At 73.9% G+C, this 13,393-nt stretch carries 14 protein-coding genes; 8 read left to right on the forward strand and 6 right to left on the reverse strand.

What is annotated here, in order from left to right; translation table 11 throughout:
- Positions 1 to 3: 3 nt before the first annotated feature.
- From AC067U_RS16490 to AC067U_RS16500, 3 genes are all read left to right on the forward strand, one after another.
- Positions 4 to 318 carry a hypothetical protein gene (locus AC067U_RS16490; RefSeq protein WP_478830377.1) on the forward strand — a complete coding sequence of 105 codons (315 nt, stop codon included), beginning with the start codon at positions 4 to 6 and terminating at the stop codon, positions 316 to 318.
- Between the two features lie 360 nt (positions 319 to 678).
- A complete protein-coding gene (gene rraA / locus AC067U_RS16495; RefSeq protein WP_478830378.1) occupies positions 679 to 1,164 on the forward strand; it encodes a ribonuclease E activity regulator RraA in 486 nt (161 codons plus the stop codon).
- Positions 1,165 to 1,223: 59 nt separating this feature from the next.
- Positions 1,224 to 1,787: a TerD family protein gene (locus tag AC067U_RS16500; protein WP_478830379.1), complete on the forward strand. Its 564-nt coding sequence runs from the start codon at positions 1,224 to 1,226 to the stop codon at positions 1,785 to 1,787.
- A gap of 57 nt (positions 1,788 to 1,844) precedes the next feature.
- Here AC067U_RS16500 and AC067U_RS16505 read toward each other — a convergent pair whose 3' ends face one another.
- The 5 genes from AC067U_RS16505 to AC067U_RS16525 all read right to left on the reverse strand — a co-directional run bounded on the left by AC067U_RS16505 (position 1,845) and on the right by AC067U_RS16525 (position 6,685).
- On the reverse strand, positions 1,845 to 2,561 hold the full coding sequence (locus AC067U_RS16505; protein WP_478830380.1) for a transglycosylase SLT domain-containing protein: 717 nt from the start codon (positions 2,559 to 2,561) through the stop codon (positions 1,845 to 1,847).
- A 333-nt stretch (positions 2,562 to 2,894) separates the two neighbouring features.
- Positions 2,895 to 4,046 carry a phosphotransferase enzyme family protein gene (locus AC067U_RS16510; RefSeq protein ID WP_478830381.1) on the reverse strand — a complete coding sequence of 384 codons (1,152 nt, stop codon included), beginning with the start codon at positions 4,044 to 4,046 and terminating at the stop codon, positions 2,895 to 2,897.
- Complete coding sequence (locus tag AC067U_RS16515; RefSeq protein WP_478830382.1) at positions 4,043 to 5,131, reverse strand: NUDIX domain-containing protein; 1,089 nt, start codon at positions 5,129 to 5,131, stop codon at positions 4,043 to 4,045. Before AC067U_RS16515 ends, AC067U_RS16510 begins: the two co-directional genes overlap by 4 nt.
- 174 nt (positions 5,132 to 5,305) lie before the next feature.
- Positions 5,306 to 5,683 (reverse strand): VOC family protein, encoded by a 378-nt coding sequence (locus AC067U_RS16520; protein WP_478830383.1) that lies wholly within the window; start codon positions 5,681 to 5,683, stop codon positions 5,306 to 5,308.
- Positions 5,684 to 5,692: 9 nt separating this feature from the next.
- Positions 5,693 to 6,685 (reverse strand): dihydrodipicolinate synthase family protein, encoded by a 993-nt coding sequence (locus AC067U_RS16525; protein WP_478830384.1) that lies wholly within the window; start codon positions 6,683 to 6,685, stop codon positions 5,693 to 5,695.
- 71 nt (positions 6,686 to 6,756) lie between these two features.
- On the opposite strand from AC067U_RS16525, the gene AC067U_RS16530 reads away from it, so the two are divergent.
- Both AC067U_RS16530 and AC067U_RS16535 read left to right on the forward strand, forming a co-directional pair.
- A complete protein-coding gene (locus AC067U_RS16530; RefSeq protein ID WP_478830385.1) occupies positions 6,757 to 7,764 on the forward strand; it encodes a LysR substrate-binding domain-containing protein in 1,008 nt (335 codons plus the stop codon).
- 49 nt (positions 7,765 to 7,813) lie between these two features.
- The gene (locus AC067U_RS16535) at positions 7,814 to 8,899 is read left to right on the forward strand and encodes an S-(hydroxymethyl)mycothiol dehydrogenase (protein WP_478830386.1); all 1,086 of its coding nucleotides are present in this window, start codon (positions 7,814 to 7,816) and stop codon (positions 8,897 to 8,899) included.
- Positions 8,900 to 8,997: 98 nt separating this feature from the next.
- Here the strand turns inward: AC067U_RS16535 and AC067U_RS16540 are convergent, their stop codons facing one another.
- Positions 8,998 to 9,795, reverse strand: coding sequence for a choice-of-anchor D domain-containing protein (locus AC067U_RS16540; RefSeq protein ID WP_478830387.1), 798 nt, complete (start codon positions 9,793 to 9,795; stop codon positions 8,998 to 9,000).
- Positions 9,796 to 10,132: 337 nt separating this feature from the next.
- Between AC067U_RS16540 and AC067U_RS16545 the strand changes: the two genes are divergently transcribed.
- From AC067U_RS16545 to AC067U_RS16555, 3 genes are all read left to right on the forward strand, one after another.
- Positions 10,133 to 11,437 carry an alpha/beta fold hydrolase gene (locus tag AC067U_RS16545; protein ID WP_478830388.1) on the forward strand — a complete coding sequence of 435 codons (1,305 nt, stop codon included), beginning with the start codon at positions 10,133 to 10,135 and terminating at the stop codon, positions 11,435 to 11,437.
- A gap of 224 nt (positions 11,438 to 11,661) precedes the next feature.
- Positions 11,662 to 12,384 (forward strand): PIG-L deacetylase family protein, encoded by a 723-nt coding sequence (locus AC067U_RS16550; RefSeq protein ID WP_478830602.1) that lies wholly within the window; start codon positions 11,662 to 11,664, stop codon positions 12,382 to 12,384.
- Between the two features lie 86 nt (positions 12,385 to 12,470).
- Complete coding sequence (locus AC067U_RS16555; RefSeq protein WP_478830389.1) at positions 12,471 to 13,304, forward strand: enoyl-CoA hydratase/isomerase family protein; 834 nt, start codon at positions 12,471 to 12,473, stop codon at positions 13,302 to 13,304.
- Positions 13,305 to 13,393: the final 89 nt, after the last annotated feature.

Consider the following 13,393-nt stretch of genomic DNA (forward strand, 5'->3'; position numbering starts at 1 on the left):
TCCGTGTCTCAGCCGACCGGGGCCGTCGACCTCGCCGCCGAGGGCTTCGAGGTGGGGTTCGACGAGGGGCTGGTCGACGGCTTCGGGGCCGTGGTGGGCGTGGCGGACGGCTTCGGGGCGGCGGTGGGACTGGCGGACGGCCTCGGGGCCGTGGTGGGTGCCTTCGTCGTGGGCGAGGGCTGCGGAGTGGCGGTCGGGCAGCAGCAGCTCGTCGGGGCCGGAGCCGGGGCCGGTGTGCTCGCGGTGGCGTTGGTGACGAAGGACAGGGTCGCCATGGCCAGGGCGGCTATGGACGTGCCGAAGGCGGCCTTGGCGTAGAAGTTCTTCATGTCGCTCCTTCGATCGGGTCGGCTTGATCCGTGCAAGCAGGAGCCCCGCCCTCGGGACTGGGGAGCGGGGCTGCGCAAGTGGTGCGGGTGGTGCCGGTGGTGCTGTGGGTTAGACGCACCGAACGCCCGGACCGTTGTACGCGTTTTCGTGACATGTCTGGGCCGGTGCGGCCACGCCCCGACCGCCGTGGGACAGCCGGACACCGGCCGCGCCGCGGCACCGGCGCCCGTGGAACCATGGGGCCGACCGGCCGTGACCGGTCCGGGCGCCGCCGTCGTCGCCCGGTCCCGATCGGCCCCGAGGTCCCCGGCCCGCCAGGACCGGGGACCCGAGGAACGGAGATTCCGCATGTCCATCACCCCCGTCCCCACCGCCGACGCCTACGACGAGTACGGCGAGCGGCTGGCGATCTGTGAGCTGCAGTTCCGGCAGATCGGCGGCCGCCGCGTCTTCGCCGGTCCGGTGCGGACGGTCGTCTGCCGCGAGGACAACGCGCTGCTGCGCGAGCTGGTGCACACGCCCGGCGAGGATGCGGTGCTGGTGGTGGACGGCGGCGGTTCGCTGCGCACCGCGCTGGTCGGGGACCTCATCGCGGGCGCGGCCGAGAGCAACGGCTGGGCCGGACTGATCATCCACGGCGCGGTCCGCGACAGCGTGGCGCTCGGCGGCTTGGACCTGGGCGTCAAGGCGCTGGGCACGGTCCCGCGCAAGAGCGGCAAGACCGGCGCGGGCACGGTGGACGAGCCGGTCTCCTTCGGCGGGATCACCTTCCACCCCGGGGACACCCTCTACGCCGACGACGACGGCATCGCCGTCCTTCCGGCCAAGGGGTAGCCGGGGCGCGCCGCGGCCCGGGGGTAGGGTGGAACGCCCGGTCGAGGAGGGGAAGTTCGATGAGCGCACTGCGCAAGGGACTGGCCAAGGTCGAGGTGGCGCTGAAGTGGGACCCGAGTCCCGCCGGAGCGCCGCCGCACGACCTCGACATCGTCGCGGCGGTGTACGAGGCGGGCGACCGGCAGGGCGCCTCCGGCGCTTCCGGCGGCCCGGCGGCCCCGGCCGGGGCCGCCTACCTGGTGCACTTCGGTACCCGGTCGCCTGACGGCACCATCACCCTCAACCGGGACAGCCGCACCGGCCAGGGCTTCGGCTTCGACGAGGTGATGACCCTCGAACTGGACCGCATGTCCGACCGGCTGCGCCGGGTGGTGGTCGGCGTGGTCGTCCAGGACACCGGATCGACTCGGACATTCGGTGATGTTCCCGGCACCGCGGTGCGGATCCGGGAGGGTTGGACCGACCTGTTTCAGGACGATTTCTCCGCCGTCGCGGAGGCCTCGGCGGCGACCGTCGCCGAGTTCGTGCGCGGGGACGACGGGAGCTGGTCGATCCGGGCGGCCGTGCACGGGTTCACCGGCGGCGGCCCTGAGCAGTTCGCCCGGATCGTGGGCGCCGTCTGACGGCCGGGGCCCCGGTCCCGTCCGAGCGGCGGGGCCGGGGCCTTCGTCGGCGTCGGCTCAGTAGGCGCCGTTGACGTTGTCGATCGAGCCGTAGCGGGCGGCGGCGTAGTTGGCCGCGGCCGTGATGTTCGCGACCGGGTCGTACGGGTCGAAGGGCGTGCCCGCGACGTGGTAGGCCTTGAAGGTCGGATCGATGACCTGGAGCAGGCCCTTGCTGGGGATGCCGTTCCGGGCGTTGATGTCCCAGTTGTTGATCGCCCGCGGGTTGCCGCTGGACTCCCGCATGATGTTCTTGTGCAGCCCCTGGTAACTGCCCGGAATGCCCTTTTCCTTCATGATGGCGAGGGACTGCTTGATCCAGCCGTCGAGGTTGTTCGCGTAGAGCGGGGTGCGCGTCGACCGGTCCGCGCGGGCGGCCGGGGCCGCGGCCCTGCCGTCGCCGTCCAGCTTGAGCTTGGTGCCCGGGCGGATCAGCGACGGGTTGCTGCCGATCGCCGCCTTGTTGTCCGCGTACAGCTTCTTCCAGCCGCCCTTGAGGGAGTACGTCTGGGCGATCTTCGACAGGGTCTCGCCCGGCGCCACGGAGTGGACGGTGGGCGCGGCCTTCGTCGCCGCCGTGGCCGCGGTCGCGGCGGTCGCCGTCGCGGGGGCGGCCTGTGCGCCGGTCGCGCCGATCAGCGGCATCACCAGGGCGGCGCCACCCGTGCCGGCGAAGGCGAATCCGCGGGTGAGCCGGTTGTTCTTGGGGCGGCGGTGCTTACCTTTTCCGGGCATGGCGCAATTCCTCTGGCATTTGGGTGAACCCATCGGGATTGCGGAGAACCTAAGCGAGTCTGACCTGCCGGAACAAGGCTCCAATTCCCTAATATGACCGGTCTCACTGATCAATTCCCATACGTTATTAATGTGTCGCAGCAGGCAAAACGGACATGTGAATTCCTCCCAATTGATCGCGTGCGGCCGGGTTCGGTCGATCGTCGGGAACCGTGGCGCACGCGCTCGTGCATCGGCCGCGCATCCGCCCCGCATTCGCTGTACGTCCGTCGTGCATTCGCCGCGTACCCGCCCGGCCGGTAATTCCCCGACGGCGGCCCGCAATTGTCCGCCCTAACCGCCGAACAGCGTTTTCCGGACGGCCCGTTCCGCCTCCGGCAGCCGCTCCAGCAGGATGCCGACGGCCCGGTCCCGGTCGAGCGCGTACGCGCGCAGCGACCGGGTGACGGCCTCCGGCCGCTCCAGCGGTTCCGTCAGCGGGTACACCGCCCCGGCCAGTACGCACAGGGCCGTGCGCGGTACGGCGGCCAGCTCGCCGGGCGGGAACCCCGGCCGGGCCTCCCGATAGGCCGCGACCAGCCGCGCCAGCCCCGACGGCCAGTCCGCCCGCAGCACCACCGTGCGCGGATCGCACCCGATGCGGGCGATCTCCCAGACCACCGGCCGGGGTGACGGCGGGCGGAAGTCGATGACGGCGGCGACCCGTTCGGCGCGCAGCAGCAGATTGGGCGAGGCGAGGTCGCCGTGCACGGTCTGGACGGTGAGCCGGTCCGGCAGCCCGGCGGCCAGCTCCTCGACGCGGGGGAGCAGGGCGAGCCGCTCCCGGGTCGCCGCCAGGGCCCATGCCTCGAAGCCCTCGCGCGGCCGTGCCTCGTACCGGGCGACCAGCCGGCGCAACCGGGTCCGCCGGTGCTCCGGATCGAAGACGACGGAGGGCGGGGCCGCGTGGGGCGGCGCGCCGCGCGGATGTCCGGCGAGGGCGGTGTGCAGCCGGGCGAGGGTCCGGCCGACCGCCTCCCAGCGACCGCCGTACAGACCGCCCTCCGCGGTCTCGGCATCCTCGACGTAGGCGGACACGGAGACGGCACCGGATTCGGGGGCGTGGCGGCCGGGGGCGCCGCGGTGGCCCGGGGTACCGCGGACGGGGATGCCCGCGATCAGCCGCCCGTCGGCCGTCGGCCGCACCTCCGGCACGGGCACTCCCGCCCGCCGGGCGAACCGGCCGAGTTCCAGGGCCCGTTGTTCGGCGTCCAGATCCGTGCCGGGCGGGTAGGACTTCACGAACCAGCGCCGCCCGCCCCGGTCGGTGACGATCCGGTTGACGGTGGCCGTGCCCGCGGGACCTGGTTCCACCGCTCGCGCCACCAGCCCGTACGCCTCGGCGAGCAGCGGCAGCGGGTCGCGGGGTTCGTCGCCGGGCTCGTCGCAGGGCTCGTGGTGGGGCTCGTGGTGGGGCTCGTCCGCGCGAGCCGGGTCCGTACTCACGACGACCGCGCCTCCCGCTGCCCGGCCCAGGGCCGGCCCGCGTGCAGTTCCAGCGGTCCCGTCCCCTCGCGCAGCGCGTCCAGGCACGCCACGATGCGCCGCCGCAGCTTCGCCTTCACCAGGCCCGCGAGTTCCTCCCGCCCCGCCAGCCGCCATTCCCGCAGCTCGTCCGGGGGCAGCCGGATGCGGCCCAGGTCGGCCTCGCTCAGCACCCCGCCGTCGAAGGTGAACGACACCCGGGCCGGATACGGGGCATGGCTCGTCCAGTTCACCGCCAGCAGCCGGCCCGGCTCCACGTCCAGCGCGAGCTCCTCCAGGACCTCCCGCCGCGCACCCTCCCGCGGGCTTTCCCCGAGGTCGCTGTCCACCCCGCCGCCCGGCAGGTTCCACCGCCCGTCCTTCCGGTACGCCGGCCGGACCAGCAGCACCCGGCCCGCGGCGTCGGTGAACAGCATGTGCGCCGCGGTGAACGCCTTGGGCCGACTGGCCCGGTGGCTGGCCGCGTCCAGCGCGTGCGCGTGCTCCAGTTCCGCCCGCCGCGCCGGATCCAGCGCGGCCGGGGAACCGGGCTGGGGCACCCCGTTGACCAGGTGCGCGATCGACCCCGCGTACAGCGCGGCCAGCGCCGCCCGCAGCCGGGGCGCGACCCGCTCGGGCAGTAGCCGTACCGCCTCCTCCGGGGTGTGCCAGTGCGCTTCCGCCACCTCCCCGTCGGCGTAGGACAGCCCGCCGGCCTGCTCGTCGGTCAGCGGACCGACCAGGTGGACGTGGGCCACCAGCGAGCGGCCCAGCTCCCCGGGCGCGCGTGCGTCCACGGCGAGCAGCCGGCCCACCGGAACGTCCAGCCCCAGCTCCTCCTTGAGCTCCCGCGCCAGCCCCTCCTCGGGGATCTCGGCGTCCTCGACCGTGCCGCCCGGCAGCTCCAGCCCCTCCTTGTACGAAGGGGTCAGCAGCAGCACCCGGCCCGCGCCGTCCAGGACGACTCCGGTCGCCGCGACCAGCGGGGCGGGCTGTGCCGCGTAGTACGCCCGGACCTCCTCGGGCGTCGGCCGGGATGCGGGCGGCGGGGGCACGGGAACGGGCACGGTGGTTCCTCCGGAATGCGGGGTGACGCAGGTCCAACGCCCGAGCCACCCGTCGTGACACGGTCTCGGGCGGTACGGATGCGGGCCGGGTGCCCGCAGGCACACCCGCCGGCACGCGCCGGTCCGCCCGCCGGCGCGGTCCCTGCCCGCCGGTCGCCGGCCGGCAGGGGACTCTCAGAGCGAATGGGCCCGTTCGTGCCGAGGCTCGTACAGTCGCAGCACGCCCCCGCCCGGCAACCGCAGCGCGGTCAGCAGCCCCCAGCTCAGCTCGGTGACCGGCTCGGTGAACTCCACGCCCCGCGCCGTCAGTTCCGCGACCGTCGCGGCCACGTCCTCGCACATCAGGAACAGCTCGTGCGCGCCCGCACCCTCGCCCGGATGCACCGCGAGCTCGGCCGGCGGCAGCTTGAAGACCAGCCAACCGCCTCCCGCGTCCACGTGCGGATACCCCAGGACGTCACGGAAGAACGCCCGGTCCGCCACCGCGTCCCGGCTGTGGATGACGACATGTGCCCCGTTGATCATCTGCGTGCCCTCACTCGGCTCGTCCATGCCCGCCGGTCACACCGTACTGATCACCGACCCCAGTTCCCGGGTCCGGCGCAGCGCAGTCGCCACGATGCCGGCGCCCGCGGGCAGCAGAGGCAGCCGTACGTCCGGGGTGGGGATCCGGCCCTGCGCGTGCAGCACGCCCTTGAGCACCGTCGGGTTGGGCGCGGCGAACACGGCCGCCGACAGGCGGGCCAGCGCGTGGCCGAGCTGCCGGGCCGACGTCACCTCGCCCGCCCGCCAGGCGGCTTCGAGCCCCACGAACCGGTCCGTCGCCAGGTGGGCCGAGGCGAGGATCGCGCCCGGCGCGCCCATCGCCAGCATCGGCGACACGTACGCGTCGTCGCCCGCGAGCACCGCGAAGCCCTCGGGCGGGTCCCCGAGCAGCGCGACCGCCTCCTCGCCGAGGCCACCGCCCGCGTACTTCACCCCGGCGACCCCCGGCAGCCCGCCCAGCGCCCGCAGCGTCTCCGCGTCCAGCGGCTGACCCGTCCGGTACGGGACGTGATAGACGATCAGCGGCACCGGAGAGGGCGCCGCCAGTCGCTCGAAGTGCGCCAGTACCCCCGCCGGCGAGGGCCGCACGAAGGACGGCACGCTCACCAGCGCCGCCGTCACCTCCGCCCAGCGGCCCAGCCGGGCCAGTGCCTGCGCGCTCGCCCGGGTGTCGCTGCTCCCGGCCCCGACGGTCAGCGGTACGCCGTGCTCCCCGCACACCCGGGCGCACACCCCGGTCACCAGGTCCCGCTCGGCGTCGTCCAGCGCGGCCGCCTCCGCGGTGGTGCCGAGTGCGACGATCCCGGCGGCGCCGGCGTCCAGCACCTCGTGCGCGAGCCGTTCCAGCGCCTCCGCGGAGACCGCTCCTGCGGAGTCGAAAGGAGTGACGAGCGGTACGTGGATGCCGCGGATGTCGTGGATGTCGTGGATGTCGTGGATCGGGTGCGGGGTCCGCGTACCACGGGTGGTTCGGGCTGCGCCGGTGAAGTGATCGATGTCCTGTGCCATGGCCACGAGCCTGAAGGCACCCGACCGTCAAATCCAGTTCACATTCCTTACTCCACGCATAAGCTGAACCGATGCTCGATGTACGCCGTCTGCGCCTGCTGCGCGAACTCGCCCGCCGCGGCACCATCGCGGCCGTCGCCGAGGCCCTCTCCTTCAGTCCTTCGGCGGTGTCCCAGCAGCTCTCCGTCCTCGAACGGGAGGCCGGCCTGCCGCTGCTGGAGCGCACCGGCCGACGCGTCCGGCTCACGCCGGCGGGGGAGAACCTGGTCCGGCACGCCGAAGCCGTCCTGGAACGGCTGGAACGGGCCGAGGCCGACCTCGCCGAGGCCCGCAGCGGCCTGGCGGGTGTCCTGCGGGTCGGCGCCTTCGCCACCGCCACCCGGGCCATCGTCCCCGCCGCACTGGTTTCCCTGGCCCGTCGGCACCCGGGGCTGGAGCCGATGGTCTCCGAGACCGACCCGGCCGCGGTCGGCCACGCCCTGCGGGCCGGCGACCTGGACGTGGCCCTGGTCCACGTCTACGACTTCGTCCCGGCTCCCGCGGAGCCGGGCCTGGCCACCGAGCCGCTCTGCGCCGAGGCGATGTACCTGGCCACACCATCGGCGGCCGACCCGGCCGGCCCGGCGACACACGGCCCCTCGCCGGCATCCGCAACGGATACGGATACGGAAACGGGCACGGGCACGGCCGCGGGCACGGACACAGTCACGGCCACGGACATCCAGACGGCGGTGCTGCGCGCCGCCCGGCACGAACCCTGGATCACCGCCACCAGCGGCACCATGTGCCACGCCATGACCGTGCGGGCCTGCCAGGCGGCCGGGTTCACCCCGCGGATCCGCCATCAGGTCGACGACTTCGCCACCGCCCTCGCGCTGGTCGCGGCCGGCCAGGGCGTCTCCGTGGTCCCGCAGCTCGGCGTCCCCGGCGAGGCGGGCCCCGCCGTCCGCCTCACCCGGCTGCGCATGCAGCGCCGTACCCGCATCGCCTTCCGCCGCGGCGCCGCCGCGCACCCGGCAGTGGCGGCGTTCGCCGCCGCGCTGCGCGATGCCGTACCGCGGGAACTCCGCCCGGAGTAACGTGCGTAGGTCCGGCACGGTCCACGGCAGACGAAGAGCGGGGTACGACGTGACGCAGCAGGTACGAGGAGTCATCGCGCGGGGCAAGGGCGCACCGGTGGAGATCGCCACGGTCCTGGTGCCCGACCCCGGGCCGGGCGAGGCGCTCGTGAAGGTCCAGGCGTGCGGCGTCTGCCACACCGACCTCCACTACCGGGAGGGCGGGATCAACGACGAGTTCCCGTTCCTGCTCGGCCACGAGGCCGCCGGGGTGGTCGAGGCGGTCGGCCCCGACGTCACCTCGGTCGCCCCCGGTGACTTCGTCGTCCTCAACTGGCGTGCCGTGTGCGGCAGCTGCCGGGCCTGTCGGCGCGGGCGGCCCTGGTACTGCTTCGCCACGCACAACGCCTCCCAGCCGATGACGCTGGAGGACGGCACCCGGCTCTCGCCGGCCCTGGGCATCGGAGCCTTCGCCGAGAAGACCCTCGTCGCGGCCGGCCAGTGCACCAAGGTCGACCCGGCCGCCTCGCCGGCCGCGGCCGGTCTGCTGGGCTGCGGTGTGATGGCGGGCCTCGGCGCGGCGATCAACACCGGGAACGTCGGCCGGGGCGACTCGGTGGCCGTCATCGGCTGCGGCGGAGTGGGCAACGCGGCGGTGGCCGGGGCCAGGCTGGCGGGGGCCGCGCGGATCATCGCGGTCGACCTCGACGACCGCAAGCTGGAGTGGGCGAAGGGCCTGGGCGCCACGCACACGGTCAACGGGGCGAAGGAGGACGTGGTCAAGGCCATCCAGTCCCTGACCGGCGGCAACGGCGCGGACGTGGTCATCGAGGCGGTGGGCCGCCCGGAGACGTACGAGCAGGCCTTCTACGCCCGCGACCTGGCCGGCACGGTCGTGCTCGTCGGCGTCCCCACCCCGGACATGCGCCTGAACCTCCCCCTGCTCGACGTCTTCGGGCGCGGCGGCGCGCTGAAGTCCTCCTGGTACGGGGACTGCCTCCCGGAACGCGACTTCCCCCTGCTGATCGACCTCTACCTGCAGGGCCGGCTCGACCTGGACGCGTTCGTCTCCGAGACGATCCCCCTGGACGGCGTCGAAGCGGCTTTCGCCCGGATGGAACGCGGCGAAGTGCTCCGCTCGGTCGTCACCTTCTGACACGAACGGACGTGACGCGGGCGTCCGTACCCGCCGAGGCGGGCCCGACACGGATGCGGACGCCCATGGCCGTGCCCCCGGGCCGGCCCCGAACAGCCCTAACGAACGACCCGGGTGGTCCGGGTGTCGGTGTAGGGAACGGCCTGGTTCGCGGCGGTGACGGTCGCCGTCGTGGTGATCAGACTCGGCCGGTCCGGGGCGGTGACCCGCACCCTGATCGTCCGGCTGTCGTTGGGCGGGAACGTCGCGAACCGGGTCATGGCACCGGCCTCCGCCTCCACCTGTTCCAGCGGCACCGCGGGCGGCCGCGGTCGGCCCTGAACGACGCGCATGACGGTCCGGCCGATGGTGATGCGGACGTCACGGGCCGTGGCAAGCCCGGTGTTGGGGATGAACACCTGGTACTCGTACGTCTGGCCGGGCGCCACGGTCTCCGGAACGATGACGAACGCGGCGAGCTCGACCTCGTCCTCGAAGGCGAAACCCGAGAGGCTGACGGCCTGCGAGCCTTGCCCGTCGTGGGGCAGGGTGAGCGTCCCCGAGTGACTCCCGGCCGATGAGGGGCGGAAGACGACGTTGACGACGCAGCTGTCGCCGGGATCGACGGTCGAGTTCGAACAGGAGTCCTCGGGTACCTCGAATGCGTCGGGCAGCGTGATCTGGCCGACGTGCAGCGGCATGTCGCCGGTGTTGCCGAGCTGAACGGCGCGCGGCGAGCTCCGCGCGCCGACCACCACGTCCTCGAATCCGATGGAAGCCGGAAAGATCTGGGCGACCCCCTGCGCGGCAGCAGGGGTTGACGTCCCCGCCAGCGGCAGAGCGATCGCACACACGGCGACCACGGATACGAGCCGTCTGCGCAGCGACCCACGAACGACCTTCAGGGAAAGTGCCATACGGCCAGCACAACACCGTGCCGGTCAGCGGGGCCGCCACGGCCCTCCGGCACCGCTACGGAGAGCACCCGTTCGGCGGGTGCAGGGGGGCGATCGCGCCATCGGCGGCGCCGGGCTCCGGACGGACGACGCAGCGGGTCGGCCGGGTAGCCGACGAGGAGGTCCGGGCGGCCGGCCTCCGGGAAAAGCGCCCGGACCAGGGCCGGAGCCCAGGCGAGGGCGTGGTTAGACTCGGCCGGGCCACGGGGCGCCGCAATGCTCCGGCCGGACCGCACCCCGGCGGGCAGCCGCAGCCGGACCGCGCCACCGCGCGCCCGGACCGATCTCAGGGAACCGCGTGACCACCACCTACCGCCAGCCGGGCGTCGTCCTCACCGACCACCACTTCACGGTCCCCCTGGACCACGACGACCCGGCCGGCGAACAAATCGAGCTGTACGCCCGCGAGGCCGTCGCCACCGGCAAGGACCCGGCGGACCTCCCCTGGCTGATCTACCTCGAAGGCGGCCCCGGCTTCGGCGCCCGCCGGTTCACGGGCCGCCAGGCCTGGCTGGAGCGCGCCCTGCGCGACTACCGGGTGCTCCTGCTCGACCAGCGCGGCACCGGCCGCTCCACCCCCGCCAACCGCCAGACCCTGCCGCTCCGCGGCACCGCCGACCGTCAGGCGGAGTACCTCGCCCGTTTCCGCGCCGACTCCATCGTCCGCGACTGCGAGGCGATCCGCCCCGCCCTCACCGGCGGCGCCCCCTGGACCGTGCTCGGCCAGAGCTTCGGCGGCTTCTGCACCACCCACTACCTGTCCACCGCTCCCGAGGGCCTGAGCGGCGCACTGATCACCGGCGGCCTGCCCTCCCTCACCGCCTCCGCCGACGAGGTGTACGCGGCCGCGTACCCGCGCATGGAGCGCAAGAACCTCGCCCACTACGACCGCTACCCGATGGACGTCGAGCGCGTCCGCCGGATCGCCGCCCACCTCGCCGAGCAGCCCGCCACCCTGCCCGGCGGCCACCGGCTCACCGTCGAGGCGTTCCAGTCCCTCGGCATCCTCCTCGGCAGCGGCGACGGCAGCCACCAGCTGCACTACCTGCTGGAGAACGCCTTCGTCCGCACCCCCGCCGGCACCGCCCTCTCCGACGCCTTCCTGGAGGGCGTCCGCGAGCGCCTCTCCTTCGCCGGGCACCCGCTCTACGCCCTCGTCCACGAGGCCATCTACGCCCAGGACCCGGCCGCGCCCACCGGCTGGGCCGCCGAACGGGTCCGCGTCGGGTACCCGCGCTTCGACGCCGCCAAGGCGCTCGCCGGGGACGAGCCGGTCCTGTTCACCGGCGAGACCGTCCACCCCTGGCACTTCACCACCGACCCGGCGCTCGAACCGCTCCGCGAGACCGCCGAGATCCTCGCCGCCCGCACCGGCTGGACCCCGCTGTACGACCCGGCCCGGCTGGCCGCCAACGAGGTCCCGGTGGCCGCGGCCGTCTACCACGACGACCTGTACGTCGACACGGCCCACTCCCTGGAGACCGCCCGGGCCGTTCGCGGCCTGCGCACCTGGATCACGGACGAGTTCGAGCACGACGGCGTCCGTGCGGGCGGCACCCGCGTCCTGGACCGCCTCCTGGCCCTCCTCCACGGCGAAGTCTGACCGCGTACGGAGAACGGTCACCCCCGGGGAAGGCGTCCCGGGGGCTCTTGAGGAAGAACCCGGTCGAGTCCGGCAGCGCCGTGACACATCCGCGTCTCTCCACCGCCCCACCCTCGCACGGGTGGCCTATGGTGCGGATCATGACCGAGCAAACTGATCAGAACGGGCCCGCCGGACAGGACGGACAGGACGGACGGGGCGGACGGCCCGCCCAGTTGGAGCCGATGCCCACCGACTGGCAGCGCGCGCTGGCCGTGGTCGCCCACCCCGACGACCTCGAATACGGCTGCGCGGCGGCCATCGCGGACTGGACCGACGGCGGCCGCGAGGTGGTCTACGTCCTCGCCACCCGTGGCGAGGCCGGCATCGACACCATCGCCCCGGAGCAGTGCGGGCCGCTGCGCGAGGCGGAGCAGCGGGCGAGCGCCGCCGTGGTCGGCGTGTCCGAGGTGGAGTTCCTGGACCACCGGGACGGTGTCGTCGAGTACGGCCTCGGCCTGCGCCGGGACATCGCGGCGGCCATCCGCCGGCACCGCCCCGAACTGGTGATCACCCTGAACCACGGGGACGTCTGGGGCCCCGGCCCCGGCGGGTACTGGAACACCCCCGACCACAAGGCCGTCGGCCGGGCCGTCCTCGACGCGGCCGGCGACGCCGGAAACCGCTGGATCTTCCCCGAACTCATCTCCGAGCAGGGCCTGGAGCCGTGGAACGGGGTGCGGTGGGTGGCGGTCGCCGGCTCCAGCACGCCCACCCACGCCGCCGACGCCGGACCCGGCCTGGAGCGGTCGGTCAAGTCCCTGATGGAGCACAAGGCCTATATCGAGGTGCTGACGGACCAGGACCCCGAGGAGTACTGCCGGACGTTCCTCACGGGCAACGCCCAGCAGGCGGCGGCCCGCTTCGGCGGCCGTCCCGCGGTGACGTTCGAGGTCTTCCCGCGCTGATCCGTGCCCCGTAACCTGACCCCGACGATCCGATCTGATGGACCGTCAGTTGTGCTGTGGGGTCAGGCTGCGGGAGGGACGACCCGGTGATCGACACCCTGTCCACGGAGATCGCCGAGGGTGAGGAGCGGATCCGCCTCGACGTCGGCGACGGCCTCGCCGTCCTCACCCTCTGCCGCCCGGACAAGCTCAACGGCTGGAGCTGGGAGTCCACCAGGCAACTGGGCCTGCTGGCCGATCGCATCCGGTTCGACGACACCGTCCGGGCGGTCCTGCTCCGCGCGGAGGGCCGCGCCTTCTGCGCGGGCATCGATGTCACCGCCCCCGGCGGCGGCATCACCGGCGACTCGCCCGCCGCCCGCACCCGCGCCTATTACGAGGGCATCCGCTGGGTGCACGAACGCTTCACCGTCCTCAGCCGGCTCCCACAGCCCGTCGTCGCCGCAGTCCAGGGCTATTGCCTCGGCTTCGGCTTCGAACTCGCGCTGATGGCCGACATCCGGGTGGCCGCCGAGGACGCCGTGTTCGCCCTGCCCGAGGCGGGGCTCGGCGTCGCGGTCGACGCCGGCGGTGACCTGCGCATCGCCCGCGAGGCCGGCGCCGGCTGGGCGAAGTACCTCGCCCTGACCGGCCGCCGGATCGACGCCCGTACGGCGGAGCGGCTCAACCTCGTACAGCAGGTGGTGGACCGGGCGGCCCTCGACGCCACCGCCCGCGAGCTCGCGGCCGGGATCGCGGCGAACGCCCCGCTCGCCGTCCAGGGCATCAAACGCTCGGTGGACTCCTTCGCGGACGCCGCCCTGCCCGCCGCCCTGGACCGGGTGGCGATGACCGCGGCGCTCACCCTCACCTCGGAGGACTGCCGCGAGGGCTACACGGCGAAAGCCGCCCGCCGCCCACCCCGCTTCGAGGGCCGCTAGAACCGTGCCACCCGGCCCTGACCGCGGCCTCCCGGACGGCCGATCGCGGGCCGCCCGGGTGCGCCCCGCCGATCCCCGGTCCGGCCCGG

The sequence above is a fragment of the Streptomyces sp. NPDC043853 genome (assembly GCF_056436025.1).